General features: G+C 34.6%; 22 protein-coding genes, 1 tRNA gene and 1 pseudogene. 16 read left to right on the forward strand and 8 right to left on the reverse strand.

From position 1 onward, the window contains the following. The first annotated feature begins 303 nt into the window (after positions 1–303). Positions 304–666 carry a hypothetical protein gene (locus tag C8N41_RS08645; protein ID WP_115838975.1) on the forward strand — a complete coding sequence of 121 codons (363 nt, stop codon included), beginning with the start codon at positions 304–306 and terminating at the stop codon, positions 664–666. Between the two features lie 55 nt (positions 667–721). Here C8N41_RS08645 and C8N41_RS08650 read toward each other — a convergent pair whose 3' ends face one another. After that, positions 722–1,165, reverse strand: coding sequence for a hypothetical protein (locus tag C8N41_RS08650; protein WP_115838976.1), 444 nt, complete (start codon positions 1,163–1,165; stop codon positions 722–724). A 128-nt stretch (positions 1,166–1,293) separates the two neighbouring features. Next, a complete protein-coding gene (locus tag C8N41_RS08655) occupies positions 1,294–2,526 on the reverse strand; it encodes a cation:proton antiporter (protein ID WP_115838977.1) in 1,233 nt (410 codons plus the stop codon). A 289-nt stretch (positions 2,527–2,815) separates the two neighbouring features. Between C8N41_RS08655 and C8N41_RS08660 the strand changes: the two genes are divergently transcribed. Continuing rightward, on the forward strand, positions 2,816–3,172 hold the full coding sequence (locus tag C8N41_RS08660) for a hypothetical protein (RefSeq protein ID WP_092443809.1): 357 nt from the start codon (positions 2,816–2,818) through the stop codon (positions 3,170–3,172). A gap of 97 nt (positions 3,173–3,269) precedes the next feature. Here the strand turns inward: C8N41_RS08660 and C8N41_RS16930 are convergent, their stop codons facing one another. Genes C8N41_RS16930 through gntA form a run of 3 tightly spaced genes read right to left on the reverse strand, consistent with a single transcriptional unit; the run spans position 3,270 to position 4,786 of the window. Beyond that, positions 3,270–3,431 (reverse strand): hypothetical protein, encoded by a 162-nt coding sequence (locus C8N41_RS16930; protein WP_170137106.1) that lies wholly within the window; start codon positions 3,429–3,431, stop codon positions 3,270–3,272. Positions 3,432–3,485: 54 nt separating this feature from the next. Continuing rightward, positions 3,486–4,106, reverse strand: a complete 621-nt coding sequence (locus C8N41_RS08665; RefSeq protein ID WP_092443807.1) for a DUF1989 domain-containing protein — start codon at positions 4,104–4,106, stop codon at positions 3,486–3,488. Further along, positions 4,103–4,786 carry a guanitoxin biosynthesis heme-dependent pre-guanitoxin N-hydroxylase GntA gene (gene gntA / locus C8N41_RS08670; RefSeq protein ID WP_115838978.1) on the reverse strand — a complete coding sequence of 228 codons (684 nt, stop codon included), beginning with the start codon at positions 4,784–4,786 and terminating at the stop codon, positions 4,103–4,105. Before gntA ends, C8N41_RS08665 begins: the two co-directional genes overlap by 4 nt. 206 nt (positions 4,787–4,992) lie before the next feature. On the opposite strand from gntA, the gene C8N41_RS08675 reads away from it, so the two are divergent. From C8N41_RS08675 to C8N41_RS08725, 12 genes and pseudogenes are all read left to right on the forward strand, one after another. Then, positions 4,993–5,505, forward strand: coding sequence for a DUF421 domain-containing protein (locus tag C8N41_RS08675; RefSeq protein ID WP_115838979.1), 513 nt, complete (start codon positions 4,993–4,995; stop codon positions 5,503–5,505). Between the two features lie 849 nt (positions 5,506–6,354). Then, on the forward strand, positions 6,355–7,155 hold the full coding sequence (locus C8N41_RS08680; protein WP_115838980.1) for a hypothetical protein: 801 nt from the start codon (positions 6,355–6,357) through the stop codon (positions 7,153–7,155). 526 nt (positions 7,156–7,681) lie between these two features. Continuing rightward, positions 7,682–7,900 carry a hypothetical protein gene (locus C8N41_RS08685; RefSeq protein WP_115838981.1) on the forward strand — a complete coding sequence of 73 codons (219 nt, stop codon included), beginning with the start codon at positions 7,682–7,684 and terminating at the stop codon, positions 7,898–7,900. 50 nt (positions 7,901–7,950) lie between these two features. Then, entirely contained in the window at positions 7,951–8,424 is a 474-nt protein-coding gene (locus C8N41_RS08690) for a hypothetical protein (RefSeq protein ID WP_147298946.1), read from the forward strand. A gap of 58 nt (positions 8,425–8,482) precedes the next feature. After that, the gene (locus C8N41_RS16935) at positions 8,483–8,650 is read left to right on the forward strand and encodes a hypothetical protein (RefSeq protein WP_170137107.1); all 168 of its coding nucleotides are present in this window, start codon (positions 8,483–8,485) and stop codon (positions 8,648–8,650) included. Positions 8,651–8,716: 66 nt separating this feature from the next. Next, positions 8,717–9,511: a hypothetical protein gene (locus C8N41_RS08695; protein WP_115838983.1), complete on the forward strand. Its 795-nt coding sequence runs from the start codon at positions 8,717–8,719 to the stop codon at positions 9,509–9,511. A 7-nt stretch (positions 9,512–9,518) separates the two neighbouring features. Continuing rightward, the gene (locus tag C8N41_RS08700) at positions 9,519–10,133 is read left to right on the forward strand and encodes a hypothetical protein (RefSeq protein WP_115838984.1); all 615 of its coding nucleotides are present in this window, start codon (positions 9,519–9,521) and stop codon (positions 10,131–10,133) included. 127 nt (positions 10,134–10,260) lie between these two features. Further along, positions 10,261–11,865 carry a type I restriction-modification system subunit M gene (locus C8N41_RS08705; protein WP_115838985.1) on the forward strand — a complete coding sequence of 535 codons (1,605 nt, stop codon included), beginning with the start codon at positions 10,261–10,263 and terminating at the stop codon, positions 11,863–11,865. Positions 11,866–11,966: 101 nt separating this feature from the next. After that, on the forward strand, positions 11,967–13,211 hold the full coding sequence (locus C8N41_RS08710; protein ID WP_115838986.1) for a restriction endonuclease subunit S: 1,245 nt from the start codon (positions 11,967–11,969) through the stop codon (positions 13,209–13,211). Between the two features lie 176 nt (positions 13,212–13,387). After that, positions 13,388–13,609, forward strand: a pseudogene (locus tag C8N41_RS08715) (GIY-YIG nuclease family protein); the annotation flags it as partial. Then, positions 13,606–16,509 (forward strand): type I restriction endonuclease subunit R, encoded by a 2,904-nt coding sequence (locus C8N41_RS08720; protein ID WP_115838987.1) that lies wholly within the window; start codon positions 13,606–13,608, stop codon positions 16,507–16,509. The pseudogene C8N41_RS08715 and the gene C8N41_RS08720, both read left to right, overlap by 4 nt. 93 nt (positions 16,510–16,602) lie before the next feature. Further along, positions 16,603–16,974, forward strand: a complete 372-nt coding sequence (locus C8N41_RS08725; protein ID WP_115838988.1) for a hypothetical protein — start codon at positions 16,603–16,605, stop codon at positions 16,972–16,974. 1,062 nt (positions 16,975–18,036) lie between these two features. On the opposite strand, the gene C8N41_RS08730 is transcribed toward C8N41_RS08725, so the two are convergent. After that, a tRNA-Met gene (locus C8N41_RS08730) sits at positions 18,037–18,110 on the reverse strand. Between the two features lie 182 nt (positions 18,111–18,292). Here C8N41_RS08730 and C8N41_RS08735 point away from each other — a divergent pair. Continuing rightward, positions 18,293–18,685 (forward strand): START-like domain-containing protein, encoded by a 393-nt coding sequence (locus tag C8N41_RS08735; protein ID WP_092443779.1) that lies wholly within the window; start codon positions 18,293–18,295, stop codon positions 18,683–18,685. Between the two features lie 166 nt (positions 18,686–18,851). Further along, a complete protein-coding gene (locus C8N41_RS08740) occupies positions 18,852–19,706 on the forward strand; it encodes an aminotransferase class IV (RefSeq protein WP_115838989.1) in 855 nt (284 codons plus the stop codon). Positions 19,707–19,934: 228 nt separating this feature from the next. On the opposite strand, the gene C8N41_RS08745 is transcribed toward C8N41_RS08740, so the two are convergent. Both C8N41_RS08745 and C8N41_RS08750 read right to left on the reverse strand, forming a co-directional pair. Then, positions 19,935–20,489, reverse strand: a complete 555-nt coding sequence (locus C8N41_RS08745) for a YqgE/AlgH family protein (RefSeq protein WP_092443775.1) — start codon at positions 20,487–20,489, stop codon at positions 19,935–19,937. Positions 20,490–20,674: 185 nt separating this feature from the next. Further along, complete coding sequence (locus tag C8N41_RS08750; RefSeq protein WP_092443773.1) at positions 20,675–20,947, reverse strand: HU family DNA-binding protein; 273 nt, start codon at positions 20,945–20,947, stop codon at positions 20,675–20,677. Positions 20,948–21,009 lie beyond the last annotated feature (62 nt).

The following is a 21,009-nucleotide window of genomic DNA, read 5'->3' on the forward strand; positions in this document are numbered from 1 at the left end:
TAGAAAATCCAGCATTTGCCTAGAGATATAGTATTGTAGGGAATATTATAAGGCAAGTGTATATGGGAAAAGGGCAATTAGGAATAGTTGCCTTTTTTTTGTGCTTTATATAAAGCGTTACGGTTTTCCATAATAAAGGGTAGTGTATTTAATATAACACTAAAAAATAGAGCCCTTTCTTTGTGCTAAAAGTCCTAGTTTCTTATATGAAAATACCCTTATAAGTTGAAGTGCTACTTAAAAATACAACTTGGCGTTTCAATGATTATTAAGTGCAACTCAGATAAAAAATTATAAATTAAAATGACCGTAGACCAACTCCCAGGAACTTATAATATTATTGGTAGCAATCAAGATGCTGAAGGCGTAGCCTATAAAGGTACGCTTATGCTAACTTTGGATGACAATAATAGAATTCGGGCCATTTGGTTAATTAATGGGAATCAAAGACAGTTTGGTACAGGCTTTTTTAAAGACAATATCTTAGTCATTAACTTTAATTATAAAGGAGCTGACGCACAAGTTTATAAGGGAGTTGCCGTTTATAAATGTATTACCAAAAATGTATTTGAAGGCTTTTGGTCCGAAAAGCATGGCAATCCGTTATACCTAGGTGTAGAGCGCTGTTTTAGAATAGGCACAGAGCAACCTGAGTTAATGAATTAGTAAATAGCTAAGCCATTAAACCACTTTTTAAAACGCATAGTGTTTTAAATTGAATTTATCGTTTATCATTGTCATCTGCCCAATCTTTATAAGCATCATATTGGTTGTTATCTAAAATAGTTTCTAAAATATCAGCTTCAGCAGCGATACGGTCGTGAGCAGATAACGTTTCGTATGGGTTCTCGGTATGCGATTCCATCCATTCTGCTAGCGCAGTTTCATAACGTTCTTGTTGTTGATCACTCATTTCAAAACGTTCGTATAGACGCATTTGGCGTTCTGGGTCATTCAAATCCCAATTGGTCTCTAGTTCGCCAATTTTTTCTTCATAGGTATAGACCTTTTCCTCTAGATTACCGCTATTCTCATAATTTCTGGTGTCCGTAAGTTCTTCGTTCATTGGGTTTCTGGTGTCTGAAGCGTTTTTAGATGTTTCATCTTTACACGAAAGAGACAATGTCAATAGGGCTAAGCCTAAGATATGATATTTAGTTTTCATATAATTAATATTTTAAGTTTGGGTAGAATATAAATGTGATTTCCAATACATATTAACGCATATCGTTTGAAAATTAACGGATTACATCTTATAGCTGTTAGGGGCTAACAGAGTACGTTAATAATAACTTAATCGTTAGTAAGCTTAGGGATAAGCCGTTTGGTCGTAAAGCCGTGCAACACAATAGACAATAAAATGATAAATGCAACAATAGAGAAGAGGCTGTTAATATCACTAAAATTACCATACTTTATGGCATAGGTGAGATAAAACACAGAACCAATACCACGAATACCAAAAAAAGAAATAGCCCATTTCTTTTTAGCATTGAGTCCCGATTTATACAAGCTTATATAACCTAAAAGCGGTCTGGCAATCAGTACTAAAATGCTTCCAAAGAGTAAAGTTGGTATTGTATTAAAATTTAAAATACCTCCAACAATAGACCCACCAAAGAAAATCATCCAAAAAATAATAAAGAAGCGTTCAACATCGGTAATAAATCCAATACTGGGTTCGCTTTCTGTAGATTGGTTTTTAGCATGTTTATGATAGTGTGCAAAGAGTCCTGTTAAAAATACAGACAAAAAGCCATAACCTTCTAAAAGTTCGGCAGCACCATAAGAGATTAAGGTTAACGAAATGGCAACAAATGCTTTTTGAATTTTAAGCCATTTATATTTTGCCATTTTTGTAGTTATATAGCTGTATGCAAAACCAATGGCGATTCCAACAATGATACCAACAGTAAGTTTATAGACAAGATAATAGCCTAACCAGGTTTTCCACTGTTGGTAGTCTAAACTATCGTGTTGAGACCACAGAATTGCCAGGAATACAAACGGAAAAGCAAGCGAATCATTAAGTCCGGCTTCGGCCGTTAAATTATATTGAACTCCTACATTTTTTGAACCGATTTCTTGTTTTTTATTCAATTGAATATCTGAGGCCAATGCAGGATCGGTTGGAGCTAAAACTGCAGCCAAGAGTAGAGCAACCGGACCACTAAACTCTAGGAGATAGTAAGCTAATAAAAAAACTACTAGCATAAATAATGGCATGGTAACCCCAATTAACCGAAAGGGATTGCGCCATTCTTTCCAAGAATAATTCAGGCCAATTTTTAGTCCAGCAACCATTAGACTAATAATAACAACTAGTTCCGAAAATTTTAAAGTGGTATCAATATCCCAAACCGGATTTGGCCAAGGTAAAGGGGTTTCTAGATAAAATAAGAGGCCACCTAATACTAATAGAGGGACCGTAAAACTCATTTTGAAAGTTTTTAAGATTATCGGTAAAAAACTTGCCACAAGTGACGTAATCCCAACAATGAGTAATAAAGTGTAATACGGTTTCATATCTTAGGTAGTATTAATACTTAGCTATTGTCTTAAACCATAAAGATCATCGCGACCATAGGCTTTCCGCGGTACAAATTCTGACTAATTTTTAAATGGGCTTAATGCATTTGGATGAATTGATGGCTTATTTCATTTTAACAATCTTTTCTATAGACATTTTCAAAGTATTGCTCTACTATATTAAAATTAAAATTATAAAACGTAATTAAGTTAATAAGCAAATGGATACCGTTAGCCTAAAGCATTATTTTAAAATATATTGTGATCAACTCAAAATCAAGTTATTATGGAAAATGAATTTGCTAAACACGAAAAAGATTATATAAAGATTTATGAATCTAAGGGGTATACCTCAGGTTTTCACTTTAAGGAAGGTAAGTTGTATGGAAACGATTCCTCTCAAAGTTACACACCAGAGCAACTCCAAATTGTGGCAGAGCATCGTTATGAAGGTATGAGTAACCCATCGGATATGTCTATCTTATATGTTATAGAAACCGATTCTGGTGAAAAAGGAACAATGTTGGTTGGGTTTGGACCCACGGCAGATTTAGAATTATCAGAATTTTTTAATGCTATTCCTGATTCTCAAATTTCTGAAAAAGCCAATATCAATCATGATGAAACTTCTAAAGATGCCTAAAGCCATCTGAATTTAAAGATAATAAAAAGTCCAATTTTATTAAGTTGGACTTTTTTTTATGTGCCATGCTAAGGCAACGAAATAGAAAGGAAAGACATTAGTCTTCTTTTAGCTTTTCAGCTCGTTCTCGTCGTGTTTCATTCTGTTTACCATATTGGTTGTAATGGTTGTCTTTTAAAGCTCCTTTTTCGTCAGTAGCATTCTGATGTAAACGCTTTTCGTGTTCTGTGTTTGGGTTTTCATCTTTGTCTTCTTTCATAATAAAGTTTTTTAAATAATTAATAATTGTTGTTTTGTAAAGGGGCCTTCTGGATTACAGTAATTTTCTGTTTGTGTATTCTGGTGCGGTTTCAATATAATAATGAATAGGTTTAAAAGTTCCGCCATTACTATCTTCTGCGGAACAGGCCGTTAGTCCCACAAGCAAATCCATCTGTGCCTGCAGTCTTATATAATCTCCAGCTTTAGACGTTGGTGGTAATACAGATAGTTTTCCATCGTTATTAAATTGCACATTCATAAAAATATTAAACGCTGTTGGGATATCATCAATGCCAATACCATAAGGTTGCAGATGTTGATGTAAATTACCTAAACAACTAGGATGCTCACCATTGTGATTATACATTATCTTAAAGGTCTCTGGACTGCAAGGAGCTAATAAAAAGTCGTTTCTTCCGTTGGTGTCTTCTAGAATATGCATCATTTTTCGAGAACGGTTGGACCATAAATTATGGCCCTTTGTAAGCAATAAATTCTCCTCAAAATCTAAAGATTTCCCTGAAGATATTTTTTCCTTGTAATCGTCGGCATTAAATAATACCATATCGCTTACTTGTTTACCCATTGGATCTATAACCGTAAGGATATCGTTCTTTTTAAGCGTAAAAGCCGCTCCAGATTGTTTTTCTATAATGTTAAGTAAAGGTTTCATGCCAATTTAGAAGTTTTATGAAATGGACATTTCCATGCATTATCTACAGCTCTACCACTGTATTGTTTGGTTTCGGAATCTTTACCAAAATCCTTAAGCACAGGGTTAATATGTCCTTGTAATTTTTTATCTCGTTTTCGTATACGCTTTTTAACTTTTTTATAACTGCCCATAGCTCTTAACTGTTCAAACTGCGCATGGAGGTTAAACACAATAGTTGGATAAGGACTTTGCCGCGCCATCCTAGAACTATTAGGATGAAGTCCTACAATATAAAACGCATGCCCTTTTAAGCTAAAACTAAACTCAGGATCTTCAGGGTCATCGCTTACAGAGGCATCCCAATCGCAATCATCTAACTCGTGTAATTTCTGTAATGTTTTCCATAGACTGTTTTCAAATCCAATTTCAGACTCAAAATGTTCTAATGGAAAAACGGCTAAGAACGATTCAAACGAATTAGAATTAAAATCATACTGTGCAATGAAGGCGTCTAAATCGGTTAATAATTGCTTTAAAATTGTAGTATCCTGCGAAGAATTATAAACATGAAGATGGTAATTGTCCGTCATAAATAACGTTTTAGCCATCACACAAGGATGCTTTTGTGTTAATATAAAATCTTTATAGGCGTCATCAATAGTTTTAAAAAGCGGTAGTGATTTTGAAATGGTTTCCATAATTATTGGGTATTAACAATACGTTTTATCCAAATGTAATAGAGAATTATAGAGTAGGTTTCCTCTATTAGAGCGATCATTACCTCAATAGATGAGCCTACTGTTTTTGAGTGTAAAACAGATGATTTCAGTTCAATTTATTTACAATTGAGATCATAAAAAACACATGTAACTTGTAGTTTTAGACCTCACCAAATACTACGATTATGACTCTTCAAGATGCAATAACCCTTGTTTTTTCTGTATTAGGCATATTTATTATAACCATTATAATTACTCGGCTATTCGGACTGCGCACATTTGCTAAGATGTCTAGTTTTGATTTTGCATCTACAGTCGCCATCGGTTCGGTACTAGCATCGATTATTCTTAATTCGGACGACTCATTACTTAAAGGGGGAATAGCACTTCTCTCAATAATTGGTTTTCAAACCTTTTTCTCATATGTTGTAAGAACGCAGACCTGGTTTAAACGCTGGTTTACCAATCAACCTCAAATTATAATGTATAATGGCAAAATATTGCATAAGCGTCTCAAAGCTTGTAATGTGGGCGAAAATGATTTAATAGCTAAATTAAGAGAAGCCAACGTTCACGATTTTAACGAGGTTAAAGCCGTGATTTTTGAAAGTACAGGAGACGTTTCTATCATTCATAATGATACAGGTAAGGAAGTGGCGCCAGAATTGTTATATGATGTGGATACTGAGGAACTGTAGGGTTGCGACTATGGTAAGAGGGAAAGCTAATCTAATTCTTTTCTTTAGGTCTTGCTATATCAAATGCTAACACTTTCGCTAATATTAAAGCCGTTAATCTCACAATTAGGTGTTATTTCATGATTGATTTTTTGGTTGTAGGAAAAAACTATAGCTAACCCGCTTATGACCCGCTTAAGACCCGCTTAAGACCCGCTTATGATGTTCTTGTGAAGTATGAAGGGTGGGGTTAGGGGTTAGGGGTTAGGGATTAGGGATTAGGGATTAGGGATTTGGTGTTGGGGATTAGGGGGTAGGTATTAGGTATTAGGGATTAGGGAATAGGGATTAGGGATTTGGTATTGGGGATTAGGAAGTGAAACGTGTGAGGTTGAGAGGGGGAAAAGGGGTGTTGTTAGTGATGGAAAGGGCTAAGGGAAATGGGGAAATGGAGGTTGGTTAGGTTTGTTTTTTTTCTTGTTGTTATTTTGTAAGTCGTTGTTAGTTATGGGTTTATGGTGTGTTTAGGGATGTGTGGTGTGCATTTTTATGAAATTTTCAAGGGTATTTCGGGTGTAGGTTATTTTTTTTCAAAAAACGATTTAAAATCTACGGTTGGATTAGTGAATTTTCTAAAAATATTAGATTTTATTGAAAATACTTGAAAATGAGTTGTTTATGATTTAAATTATTTTGTATATGTTTGGTAAACAGTTGGTTAGCGAATTATGAATTTGCTTACTGATAATTACCGGTATTGTTTGCAACTGTAATCCCTCATCTGTCGTATGTTCAAATGGTTTGAACAACGTTAACCAGACTGGTTGGGCTTAATGCCATAACGCCCAACTTGTCATAAAACTTAACAGTATGGCCAGAAACAATTCTTTTATTAGATTAGAAGGTACCCTGGATGGGTTGACCTTTTACAGAAAGAACGGTGAGTCTTTTGTAAAGACAAAGAACCGTGTGAGCAAAAATCGTATTCTGAACGATCCTGCGTACATTAGAACCCGTGAGAACATGCAAGAATTTGGAGGTGCCGCCAAGTGTGGTAAAGCTTTTAGATCTTCATTTGCTTCGATATCACGATTAGTTGCAGATTCTTATATCAGTTCTCGAATTACGGGAAAGTTTAGAGGTATTGTAGGCAGTGGAGTAGGCCTGCGTGGTCAACGCCTTTATAATGTTGTTGACAACGTCATCCAATTTATTGGTTTTGATTTTAATATTTTAAAACCATTTGATGCCAATTTTAATGCACCCAGTGATGAGCCTGTGATTACTGCGGGTAGAGATAGTATTACTTGGGATATTCCTGATTTTAATACTGATACTTACGTTAATTTTCCAGTAGGAGCTACGCATTTTAAACTCGCCTTGGCGGCCGGTTATATGAGTAATTACGAGTGGGATGATGCTACTAAGGGCTATGTACCTGTAGAAGAAGCGCCTAATGGTGTTGGTGTTGTGACTTACAGCAATGCTATTGCCATTGGCGGTATGGTTGGTGCAGCAACGAGTTTAACGACGGATTTAACGGCGTTTGCTCCCATCCCAGCGACCACAGTGCTATTTGGTGCTACTGCCATTGTATTTTTTCAGGAGGTTAATGGTGAGCTCTATGAGCTTGCTCAAGGCCATAGTATGAAAATTGCTGTTGGTGGCTAGGTTTTGGCCTTTGGCTGATAGGCTTTAGGTTTTGATTGAATCCCGCATTGGTTTCCTTTGCGGGATTTTTTGTGGGGGGGAATAGGGATTAGGGAATAGGGATTAGGGAATAGGGATTAGGGATTAGGGAATAGGGATTAGGGGATTGGGGAAGTAGGGAATAGGTATTAGGTATTAGGGATTAGGGATTAGGGAATTAGGGATTAGGGATTAGGGATTAGGGATTGGGGAATAGGGAATAGGGATTAGGGAATAGGGATTAGGGGATTGGGTGTTGGGGATATATTTCCTTTTATGATGTGAAAAATGCATTATAAAGATGAATTTGGTGTTTTATCTTGTTTATTATTAGGGACTTAACTATTATTTGTAGTTTTATTACATCCCTTACATACGGTATCCTTAGCCGTATAAATTTATATAATTCGTTGTTGACAAATGCTAGCAAGATTCCCCAGTACTGGGAATGGTTTGCTTTATATATAATAATTATTTTTATCACTAGTTAGCATCATATCAGTGCATTATGTTAGTAAAAATTTCAACTTGGAATGTTAAACACAGCCAAAAACTTATTGAAGACGATCGCTCTGCAGATCTCTTAGAACGGATTGGGTGTGTTAAAGACACTATAGCTCTCATTAATGCTGGCATCCTAATGCTTTTTGAAGGTCTAAAAGAAGAAGCTAAGATTATTGACTTTTGCGATAAGGTCTTAGATAATACTTGGTGCCTATGCTTTTAAAGGGTTCGGATGATGAGGTGGGAGATCGGGATCGGGATTATGGTTACGATATGCGCGGTACGCAATGGATGTGGTATTTGGTAAAGCCATCGGTATTACCGCCATGCCGTATACAAGCCGCTACAGTATGGCACTCTTTTATTGGTGGTGAAAATTTGCAGGTGCATTATTGGGGTCAGTTTAAACGCGACAACCATGAGCATTACCGTCAGCCGCAAGTTCTCATATATAAATTGGCTAACGGTAAAGAAATTGAATGCATCGGTGTGCATCTTAAATCTAAGATTAATAAAGAACCCATTGCTTATGATGCTGCGCAGAACCTCACTGGTGACTATGTGAACACTGCTTTAATGAATTTAGGAGATTGTAATGATGGTTCTGGTCAAGATTATTTTGAGTCCAATTATTTGTTTTTTGATTTGATACAAAACCTGCAAGGTGAAGTGCTGAGGGCTGAAAAGTATTTTAACCACGTGTTGTTTGATATGTCTAATAGACCTGCGTTGAACAGCACGCTATAGAGATCCTATTATTAAGATTTCAGCGAGTAAAAACTCTTTGCTTATCGATCATATATTAATGAGCCAACCTTTGTGCAATGGTCATTTTCCGTTACAAGTGAATGCGAAAGCAGGGCAAGTGGAGCATGAGATTTTTGAACGGGTGAATGCCGAGTCTAACAGTAAGACTATTTCTAGTGGTTATCGACCTGTGTCTGTGGTGTTAGAGGATGCTGTTATTATTTAGTGTGCTTATTGGGCGTGCTTTACTCAATGCTTTTAGTTTGAATTATTAACCAAAACCAACCATATTATGAGAACTCAAAATTTCTTTCTAATTTTTTTTAGTGTTTTTACCTTTATTTCTACATCACAAAACTTTAAAGTAGGTGATTTAATTAAACTAAGTAATACTGTGCCAGTTAAGGATACAGTTGTTTCTGTATATTCCGATGATTCAAATTCTGGAAAAACAGTAAATTATCTTGAATCGGGTATCATATTTAGAATTTTAGAATTATCGAATACAGAGGTAAAATTAATGGCATTATCTTATAAAACTAAAACTGAAGAACAAAAAGAAAAATTACTTGCTAGTAAGCCAAGCGAAAAACTTAAAAGTGACTATTATAACAATAAAGTCTATACCGTATCTCTAAAAGACTTTAGTGCCTTTGCTCAATCCTTTGAATTTGATGATAGAATTAGTGTCGGTTTGATAACGCTTCCGTTTAGAGCAAGACCGCAAGATGATTTCTCATTTGACACAGAATTTAATCTAAGTACTACTGTTAATTTCAGAATCTTTGATGTATATGGCTCATCCTTGAATGCACAATTAGGTGCAGGCATAAGTAGTGTGGGTTTAGATTCAGAAAACGCTTTGGGTATTACAGATGGTGAATCTCAGGATATCGCTACTTTAACAATGTTTTCTGGCTTAATGCTTCAATACAAAAAAGTGCAAATAGGTCTATATGCTGGAGTTGATCAAATTAATAATCAATCTAATTATCAATGGAAAAGTAATGGCAACCTTTGGTTTGGTTTTGGATTAGGTTTCAATGTTTTTACCATATCTATTTCTAACCCTAAAAACAAACAATAATTAAACTATGAAACATTATTTTAAATTACTAGTATTTGTTTTGGTTATCCAAAGCTGCGCTGTAACAAAAGGCGCTGAAAATATAACTGTTGTTGAGGCGGTTAAGATGCAACAAGCTGTGCTTGATGATGATTTGTTTTATAAGATTATTAAAGAAATGGAACAAGAAAATAGAATTGACTGGAGTAATGGTAGATTAGATCATGTCAACGCAGACGAACTCTCTAATTATAATGATAATGCTAGTTGGTTAATAGACCAATATAAAACAATTGGGGGTTATAAAATAGATGAAGTATTTTTATGGAGAAAATGGAATCCATTTTCACGTACAACCGCTGTGACTACTAAATGTGTTAAATCAACAAGGCTTAATAAGCACAACCTAGATAGAACAAAATATTCAATACTTAATACTTTAATTCATGAAAGAGTTCACTCTTTTTGTGTAATTCATCCAAAACAAAATAGTAAAGGGCAAGAATGTGATCCGTCTTATGTCATTGGTGATTTGGCTCATATGCTAGCATTATATCGTGATGGTAAAGATTTAAGAGCGTTTGAAAACGACTTATGTCCTGGGTTAAAATCAAAACTTCTAGAACATCATATTATAAACTAAATAATTATAAAAGCCCTTGCAAATTTAAGGGCTTTTTCTATCTTTAAACTCCCTTAGAATAATTTCTTTTAGCTCACCCTATGTTAACCTCATTTATTGAGGTTGCTTAATTTTACAAACTATTTAAATGTCTGAAGACCAAAAACAAGCATTACTAAAACAAACCCTGTGGAATATCGCCAACGACTTACGTGGTAATATGGATGCAGACGATTTTAGAGATTATATACTAGGCTTTATTTTCTACAAATATTTAAGCCGAAAAATGAAACTTTACGCTAACGAAATTCTACAACCAGATGGATTAACCTTTGATGATATAGAAGGACATGAGCAAGAAGACTTACTAATAAATAACGTTAGAGACTTTGCTTTAGAAAAATTAGGGTATTTCCTTAAACCAAGCGAGCTGTTTAGCGAACTCGCTAAACGCGGTAACTCTGGGGGAAAACACCAGTTTATTTTAGGAGATTTAGCCAATGTATTACGTAACATTGAGCAAAGTACCATGGGAAGCGAAAGCGAAGACGATTTTGGCAACCTGTTTGAAGACCTCGATTTAACCAGTAGTAAACTAGGGAAAACCGAAGACGCCAAAAACGAACTCATCGTAAAAGTGCTTACCCATTTAGAAACTATCGATTTTGACCTAGAAAATACAGATAGCGATATCCTTGGTGATGCCTACGAATATCTTATTGGGCAGTTTGCAAGTGGAGCGGGCAAAAAAGCAGGTGAGTTTTACACACCACAACAAGTTTCTAAAATACTAGCACAATTAGTCACCACAGGAAAAGAGAAACTAAAAAGCGTGTACGACCCAACTTGTGGCTCTGGCTCTTTATTATTGCGTGTTGCTAAAGAAGTGAACGACGTAGGCGAGTTTTTTGGGCAAGAAAGTAACCCAACTACCTATAACCTGTGCCGAATGAATATGATTATGCACGACGTGCACTACAAACGTTTTGATATCTACAACGAAGACACCTTAGTCAACCCAAGCCCTAACCATATAGACAAACGTTTTGAAGCCATAGTTGCCAACCCACCATTTTCTGCGAAATGGAGTGCAAGTCCTTTGTATATGAGCGACGAAAGGTTTTCTGCATACGGAAAACTAGCACCAAAATCTAAAGCAGATTTTGCCTTTGTTCAACACATGGTACACCAATTAGACGACAACGGCACCATGGCTTGCGTATTACCACATGGTGTGTTGTTTAGAGGAGCAGCCGAAGGACACATACGTAAGTTTTTAATAGAGGATAAAAATTACCTAGACGCCGTAATAGGTTTGCCAGCCAACATATTTTATGGTACAAGCATACCAACCTGTATTTTAGTACTCAAAAAAAACCGAAATGTCTCGTTGAGCGCAGTCGAAACGTCTGTTAAAAGAAACGAGACCATTCTATTTATAGACGCCAGCCAACATTTTGAGAAAGTAAAAACCCAAAACGTTTTACAAGATGCCCATATTAAAGCAATTGTAGACACCTACAGAAACCGAGACACCAAAGATAAATACAGTTATGTTGCCAGTTTAGAAGAAGTAAAAGAAAACGACTACAACCTAAATATACCACGTTATGTAGATACCTTTGAAGAAGAAGCACCTGTAGACCTCGCAGCAGTCTCACAAGACCTAAAAGCCTTAGAACAAGACATAGCAAAAACAGATGCTACCATTGCAGACTTTTGTAAACAGTTAAATATTGAAACTCCTTTTTAAAATCGAACCGTCATTGCGAACGCAGTGAAGCCATCTCATGAAGCTTAGAATAAACAAGAAACAGATTGCCACGCTACGCTCGCAATGACAGACAAAACCAAATGACCCACACAACAACACATACAAAATCACTACTACCCAAACTACGCTTTAAAGAGTTTGAAGGGGAATGGGAAGAAAAGAAACTAAAAGATTTTACCAAAATAAATCAAGGTTTGCAAATTGCTATTGCTGAAAGGTTTACGGAAGAAGCAGAAGGATTACATTTTTATATTACCAATGAATTTTTAAGAGCAGGTTCAACAAAAAAATATTTTATAAAGAACCCAACTGAATCAGTATTATGTAATGAAGATGATATTTTAATGACAAGAACTGGAAATACTGGTCAGGTTGTTACAGGGGTTAAAGGAGCTTTTCATAATAATTTTTTTAAGATAAAATTTAATTCAGATTGTGATAAATGGTTTTTATATTATTTTTTAACTGATTATAAAACGCAACACACAATTATGAAATTAGCAGGAACTTCAACAATTCCTGATTTAAATCATGGTGACTTTTATAGATTAAAAATTAACCTTCCCAACCTACCAGAACAACAAAAAATAGCCAATTTTCTAACCGCAGTAGACACCAAACTACAGCAACTCACCACCAAAAAAGAAACACTAGCCTTATACAAAAAAGGCGTGATGCAACAACTGTTTAGCCAACAATTGCGTTTTAAACCAGACGTCATTGCGAACGCATTGAAGCAATCTCACGAAGCAATCTCACCAAATGAAACGCAATTCCCAGATTGGGAAGAGAAGCGGTTGGGAGAGGCTTGTACTTTCTTTTCAGGAGGAACACCAACTAGTACAAATAAGGAGTATTATTCAGGTACAATTCCATTTATTGGTTCAGGAAATATTTATGATTCTGAAGTATTCAGTTTCATTTCTGAAGAAGCATTGAATGGTTCTTCAGCTAAAATTGTTGAAAAGGGAGATTTATTATATGCTCTTTATGGTGCGAATAGTGGAGAAGTTTCAATTTCAAAGTTAAGCGGAGCAATAAATCAGGCAGTTTTATGTATTAGAACTAATGAATCAATTGAATATTTGTATTATGTGTTATTGCTAAATAAAGACAGAATTACATCAAAATATTTACAAGGTGGACAAGGTAATTTATCATCAAAGATTATTAAAAACCTTAAATACAATTTTCCATCCCTAAAAGAACAACAAAAAATAGCCAATTATTTAAGTGCTATAGATAAAAAAATAGAAGCCGTACAAACGCAAATTACGCAAACGCAAGCGTTTAAAAAAGGGTTGTTGCAGCAAATGTTTGTTTGATTGCCGCGCTGCGTTCGCAAGGAACCGTTATTGCGAGGCACGAAGCAGTCTCATGAAGTGAAGGACTAACAATTAACAGATTGCTTCGGCAAAAAAAGCCTCGCAATGACATGAAACCAGGATATGTATACCTATTAACCAATAAAAATAACACAACGCTTTAAGTTGGTGTAACCGCTAATTTAAAACAGCGTATTGTTCAGCATAAAGAAAAGCACGATAAAAAGTCTTTTTCTGCTAGATATAATTTAACTAAATTAGTATATCATGAAGCACACCAACTAATTGGTGATGCCATAGGCAGAGAAAAACAATTAAAAGCAGGCAGTAGAGCAAAAAAAATAGCATTAATAGAAAGTATAAATCCTGAATGGGAAGACCTTTTTAATGAATTATGACAAAACAATCCGAAGCACAACTAGAAAATAACCTAATTAAACAATTAGTAGGTTTAGGCTACCAAAATGTAACCATACCAGATGGAGAGGTTTTAGTATCTAATTTAAAAACCCAACTAGAAGCCTTTAATAAAACAGTATTTTCTACTAAAGAGTTTGATGCCATACTTAACCATTTAGCAAAAGGCAATGTGTTTGAAAAAGCCAAAACGCTACGTGATCGTTTCAATATTACCAGAGACAATGGCGATAGTTTTTATGTCCGCTTTTTTAATAGTGAAGATTGGACAAGTAATTTGTTTCAAGTCACTAACCAAATCACACAAGAAGGCACCTACAAAAATCGTTATGATGTTTCACTTTTAGTAAACGGTTTACCCTTAGTGCAAATAGAGTTAAAACGTCGTGGTTTAGAGATTAAGGAAGCTTTTAATCAAGTAAATCGTTATCAAAGACATTCGTTTGATAGCAATTATGGTTTGTTTCAATATGTGCAATTATTTGTAATTAGTAATGAATTAGAAACGCAGTATTTTGTAAATAATAAAGGGCAATCTATAAAACAGTCTTATTTCTGGAGTGATGTCAATAATAAAAACATAAAAGACCTAACAAGTTTTACCAACTTGTTTTTAAACCCAGACCATTTGGGTAAAATGATGGCGCAATATGTCGTCTATAACGAAACCTACAAGGTTTTAATGGTATTAAGACCCTATCAATATTACGCAGTAGAAGCCTTAGTAAACAAAGCCAAACAACAAACCGATACAGCAGATACAGTTGCTGCAAACGGTTATATTTGGCATACTACAGGTTCTGGTAAAACACTAACGTCTTTTAAAGCAAGCCAGATTATTATGGACTTGCCTAATGTAGATAAAGTAGTTTTTGTGGTGGATAGAAAGGATCTGGACTACCAAACCATGAAAGAGTTTAACAGCTTTAAAAAAGATAGTGTAAGCGGTACAACAAATACAAAAAACTTAGTTGGTCAATTAAAAGACGATTCTAAATTGGTTGTCACTACCATACAAAAGCTAAATAATGCCATAACAAAAGCGCACTACAATAAGAGTTTTAAAGATTTAGAAAACAAACGTGTCGTTTTTATTTTTGATGAGTGCCATCGCAGCCAATTTGGAGATACGCATAAAAAGATTACTGAGTATTTTAAAAACAGTCAGCTTTTTGGGTTTACAGGTACGCCAATTTTTGCTAAAAATGCCTCTAAAAACGATTTAGGAAAACGTACTACCAAAGATTTATTTGGAGAATGTTTACATAAATATGTGATTACAGATGCTATACGCGACGATAATGTTTTAAAATTTGGAATAGAATATATTGGTAAATACAAACAAAAAAGTAACACCTTTATAGATATTGAAGTAGAAGATATTGATAAAGCTGAGGTGTTTGCAGATCCAAAACGACTAGAAAAAATTGTAGATTATATTATTGCTTATCACGATACTAAAACTAAGAATCGTCAATTTTCTGCACTTTTTGCGGTAAGCGATATTGATACATTAATTAAGTATTACGACATTTTTAAACGTAAAAAATTAGCTGGCGAACACGATTTGCGTATTGCAACCATTTTTACGTATGGCACTAATGAGGATGGTGTAGGGGCAGATGATGTTTTACCCTCTACAGAAGAGGAGAAAGCGCAATATGCAGCAGAACCCAATGCTACCTACAGAAAAGAAAACCATACTAGAGAAAAGCTAGATGAGTATATTCAAGATTACAATACAATGTTTACGCAAGCGTTTTCTACCAAAGACCAAAAATTGTTTGATGGTTATTTTAAAGATATCACCAAACGCTTAAAAGAGCGTGAAAAAACAACCTTTTTAGATAAAGACCGTTTAGACATTGTTATAGTGGTAAATATGATGTTGACAGGTTTTGATGCTAAAAAAGTGAACACTTTATATGTTGATAAAAATTTGCAGTACCATGGTTTAATTCAAGCCTTTTCTAGAACCAATAGAATTATTGGAGATGTAAAATCGCAAGGAAATATTTTATGTTTTAGAAACCTAAAAGGAGCAACAGACGATGCTATTACCTTGTTTTCTAATAAAGAAGCTATAGAAGCTATTATTTTGCCAGACTACGACGTTGTAGCAAGCAAATTAGATACAGCTTTAGAACATTTATTTAAAGTAACACCCAGTTTTAACGACATAGATTCTCTTAAGGATGAAAATGAAGAGTTGGCATTTGTACAAGCTTTTAGACGCGTATTAAGAACTATAAATGTGCTACAATCGTACACAGATTTTAGTTGGGATGATTTACCTATAGATGAAGCAACCTTCAATGAATATATAGATCGCTATTGGAGTATAAGTGATAAAGTAAAAAAAGATAGTAAAGTAGATAAAGCTTCTATACTTAATGATATTGATTTTGAGTTAGAACTCATTCATCGCGATCAGATCAATGTCGCTTATATTCTACAACTTTTAGCCAAATTAAAAGACGCTAAATCTACAGAAGCAAAAGCACAGAAAAAAGCCATTATAGATATGCTCTCTGGTGATGTAGAATTACGAAGTAAACGCGAATTAATCGAAAAATTTATAGAAGAAAACCTACCGCATATTAGTGATGTAGATGCTATAGAAGATGAGTTTGAACGCTTTTGGCATGAAGAAAAAGTATTGGCCTTATCAAAAATGTGCGAAGAAGAACAGTTAGACCAAAAACAGTTTCAGAATTTAATAGAAAGTTATACCTATTCTGGTAGGGAACCTTTACGCGATGAGGTTTTTAAATGTTTGGATAATAGACCAAGTATTTTAAAGGCACGTGAAATAGGAGAGCGCATTTTAGATAAGATGAAAGAATTTGTTCAGGTGTTTGTAAATGGGATGGCTGGGTAGTTGGATTGTGGTTGATTTGATTGGGGGCATGAGATTGCCACGTCCTTCGTCCTCGCAATGACAGGCTAGTAATTAGAAAAGTAAAAGAATACAATGACCATAACCCAATTACCCGGAACCTACAACATTATAGGGAGTAACCAAGATGAGAACGGCATCGCTTACAAAGGCACCTTAGAATTAGCCTTAAATGAACACAACAGAATAAAGGCGAAGTGGTTAATTAATACTAATCAAGAGCAATTAGGGATTGGGTTTTTTAAGGATAATATCTTAGTCATTAACTTTAATTATAAAGGTGATGATACCAATACATATAAAGGGGTTGTGGTTTATAAATGTATTACTAAGGACTTGCTAGATGGTTTTTGGTCTGAGAAGCATGGTAATCCGTTGTATCTTGGTGAGGAACGTTGTTATAGGGTAAACACACAACAACAACAACAACAACAACATATTAATTGACCACTACAGTTGAGGTCTCGGGTGTTTTTTAGGTCGTGGCAAGTCTGGCGAAACAATCTTTCCAGAGGGAGGTAAGCATTTATAAAAAAATCATAGGGCCAACACCCCTCAAGTCCCCTGAAGGGGACAACCCTAAATAATAAACATATAAGTGCAATTGAACGCCATAATAAAATAAGCAACACACCGAATTAATTATTGTATTGCTTATGATTTGCTCAAGCAGGCAATTGTAATAATTTAACGTTGTTACTCCTAATCAAATGTGTTAGTATCGATAACTTTTTACCAATAAGTCACAGGTTAAAATGAATTTATTAAGGGTAAATAAGTGGATTCCTGCCTTCGAAGGAATGACAAAATTGATTAACTACACGTGTTAAAACATAATAAAAATGAGCATTGAAGAAAAAGAGCCCCTTACAAGAGCACAAAATTTATGCATTAATAATTTATATATGATTTGATTTACTTTCAGTGAATCTTCGCGGGTGAGCTGTACACTAGTAAACGTCCACAATGCTAGGGCATTGCTATGGCCTTTTTTTATGCTTTTACGATTTATATATTATTTGATTTACTTTCAGTGAATCTTCGCAAGGTGAGCTGTACAATAGTAAACGTCCGCAATGCTAGGGCATTGCTATGGCCTTTTTTTATGCTTTTACGATTTATATATTATTTGATTTACTTTCAGTGAATCTTCGCAAGGCGAGCTGTACACTAGTAAACGTCTACAATGCTAGCGCATTGCTATGGCCTTTTTTTATGCTTTAACGATTATTATTTTTTGATTTACTTTCAGTGAATCTTTGCGGGTGAGCTGTACACTAGTAAACGTCCGCAATGCTAGCGCATTGTTATGGCCTTTTTTTATGCTTTAACGATTATTATTTTTTGATTTACTTTCAGTGAATCTTCGCGGGTGAGCTGTACACTAGTAAACGTCCACAATGCTAGCGCATTGCTATGGCCTTTTTTTATGCTTATGCACTTTGAAGCAAAGCTTCAGTGCAGCGCATAAAAAAAGTCCAGCACTTTCGTGCAGGACTTTTACTGATGTAGCGAGAACGAGATTTGAACTCGTGACCTCTGGGTTATGAATCCAACGCTCTAACCAACTGAGCTACCTCGCCATAATTCACAATTTACATATAAAGCTTCAAAATAATGTATTTAAACATATGCGTAATTGCGGCTGCAAATATAAAAACAATTTCGAGTACAGCAAACAATAAAAAGTAAAAAAAATAATTTTAGTTGAATCTTTAAAACTCACCTATAAAATGTATATATTGAGCACATAATACAATGTAATATGGAAGATAAAGAAAAATATGAAATGGAGTTTGTGATTCAAGCATCACCAGCGCTAATATATACTTACATATCAACACCTTCTGGTTTGTCGGAATGGTATGCAGATAACGTTAACTCGCGTGGGGAACTATATACTTTTATTTGGGATGGCTCTGAAGAGCAAGCAAAACTACTAAGTAAGAAAAGTGGCGAACGTGTGAAGTTTCGGTGGTTAAGCGATGATGAAGACGGAGCACCTTACTTTTTTGAAATTCGTATCCAAGTTGACGAAATTACTAAAGATGTGTCCTTAATGATTACCGATTATGCCGAAGAAGATGAAATTGACGAAGGTAAAATGCTTTGGGAAAACCAAATTTCTAGCCTTAAACAAGTTTTAGGCTCTAGATAGCCGCAGAATAATTAATCTAATATATCTTTGTCTCGATTTAGTTGCTTTACTAAATCGAGATTTTTATTTAGATACCATTTTATAATGCCGTCTACACTATAAAATCTAGAACATAATATTATGATATGTATAGTCTCTTAGAAGAGACGTTTAGGGATGTTTTTTTATGATAAATTTTAACGGTTCATTACGTTCACAAGCCACTTCAGATCTTACAATAAATAATAGAGGTTATAAATATGGTGATGCCCTTTTTGAAACTCTAAAAGTAGTGAATGGTAAGATTTTCTTTTGGGAAGATCACTATTTCAGACTCATGTCTTCTATGAGAATCCTTAGGATGGATATTCCTATGAATTTTACTATGGAATTTTTAGAGTCCGAAATACTTAAAACATTAGAAGCGAGTCATTTATTACATGCATCGGCACGTGTACGGTTAAATGTCGATAGAGGTGAAGGTGGAAAATATTTGCCTTCGGGTACCGCTCAAGTGCATTTTAATATAAGTGCAGAGCCTTATCACCAACCCTTTTATACCATTGATGCCGAAGCAAAATGTGTTGTCGATTTGTATAAAGATTACTTTGTGGCCCCAGGATTACTTTCTGGTTTAAAATCGAATAACAAAGCTATACAAGTCATTGGAAGTATTTATGCTCAAGAAAATGATTTTGATAATTGCTTAGTTTTAAATACCAATAAAAGTGTGATTGAAGCCTTAAATGGTAATTTATTTGTAGTGAAAGGAGATCATATAAAAACTCCACCTTTAGAAGATGGTTGCTTAAAAGGGGTAATGCGTAAACAAGTTTTAGAACTCTTAGCAAAAGATGTAAATATTACAGTAGAAGAAGCTTCCATTAGCCCATTTGAACTTCAAAAAGCTGATGAATTATTTATTACTAATGTGATTAAAGGCATTGTTCCTATTACTAAATATCGTAAGAAAACATATGGTAGTGATTTCGCTCAAGGACTCGTTAATAAATTGAATGCTAAACTAAGGCTGTTGTCATAACACGAAGCCGAACAATATTGTGTTAACGTAATACATTATAGTGTAAGCATTGTAATATGTTATTTATGGCTAAGAGTCATTAGGCCTTAGTATTTCTTTTTTTCAATCTAAACATACGTATGCATCTAAGGACATAACGGTTTGGTGTAGTATTCTATAAAATAACGCGCATGTTATAGTTTGCCGTTCAGTAATAAAATAATGAGAGCTAACGGTATGGTTAAAGCATCAGTTATAACTAGGGTTTTCTGGAGCATTAGACCAAATACTGTAATCTCCACCCAATTCTAGCATTTTTTCACGCCAAAACGAGTTACAAGATTTCGCTATGATTTCCTTATTATAAATGTTTTCAGAAATTAACCAGGCATTCGATTTTAGTTCGTTGTCTAGCTGTTGTTCATCCCAACCAGAATAACCTAAAAAGAACCGGATATCATCACTAGAGATATCTCCTTTATTAATTAGGTTTAATACAATACTAAAATCACCTCCCCAAAAAATACCGTTAGATATTTCTACGCTATTTGGTATTAATTCTGGCGATTTATGAATAAAATACAGATTATCCTGTTCTACAGGACCTCCGTTATATACCGGGAATTCAGATTCAGTTCCTTCAATGAGATCTTTAAGGTTATAATCTAAAGGCTTATTTAAAATAAACCCAACTGAACCTAAGGCGTTGTGATCTGCTAAAAGAATCACAGCACGATTAAAAGAAATATCACCGATAATAGATGGCTCGGCAATGAGTAAATTGCCTTTTTCGGGTTTGTTCATTTTGGCTTATCTAAATTTAATAGTATTAAATCTATGTTTTTTTTGTTAAAAAAACAACTAATATGTGTTTATTATGCGATAAACAGTATGAAATTTATATTATTCTGGGGTATAGCACCTTTAAAGTGCAAATAAAAAAAAACCTGCTCATTGAGCAGGTTTCTGTATTTTAAACAAAAAATGTCTTAGTTTACAGCGTTACTTAAGTCAGAACCTGCCTTAAATTTTACTACATTTTTAGCTTTGATTTTTATAGTTTTTCCAGTTTGAGGGTTTCTACCGTCTCTTGCAGCTCTTCTAGAAACTGACCAAGAACCAAAACCAACTAAAGATACTCTGTTCCCTTTTTGTAAAGATCCTTCGATATCAATTAATAAAGAGTCTAATGCTTTTTTAGCAGCTGCCTTTGTAATTCCAGCATTTTCTGCCATTCCATTGATTAAATCTGTTTTGTTCATAAATATTTAATTTAAATTGTTAAAATTTAGATTCTAAATTAATAGTTCTTTAAAATCTGTAC

The organism is Winogradskyella sediminis (assembly GCF_003387355.1).
In the GTDB taxonomy this organism is placed as follows: Bacteria; Bacteroidota; Bacteroidia; order Flavobacteriales; family Flavobacteriaceae; genus Winogradskyella; species Winogradskyella sediminis.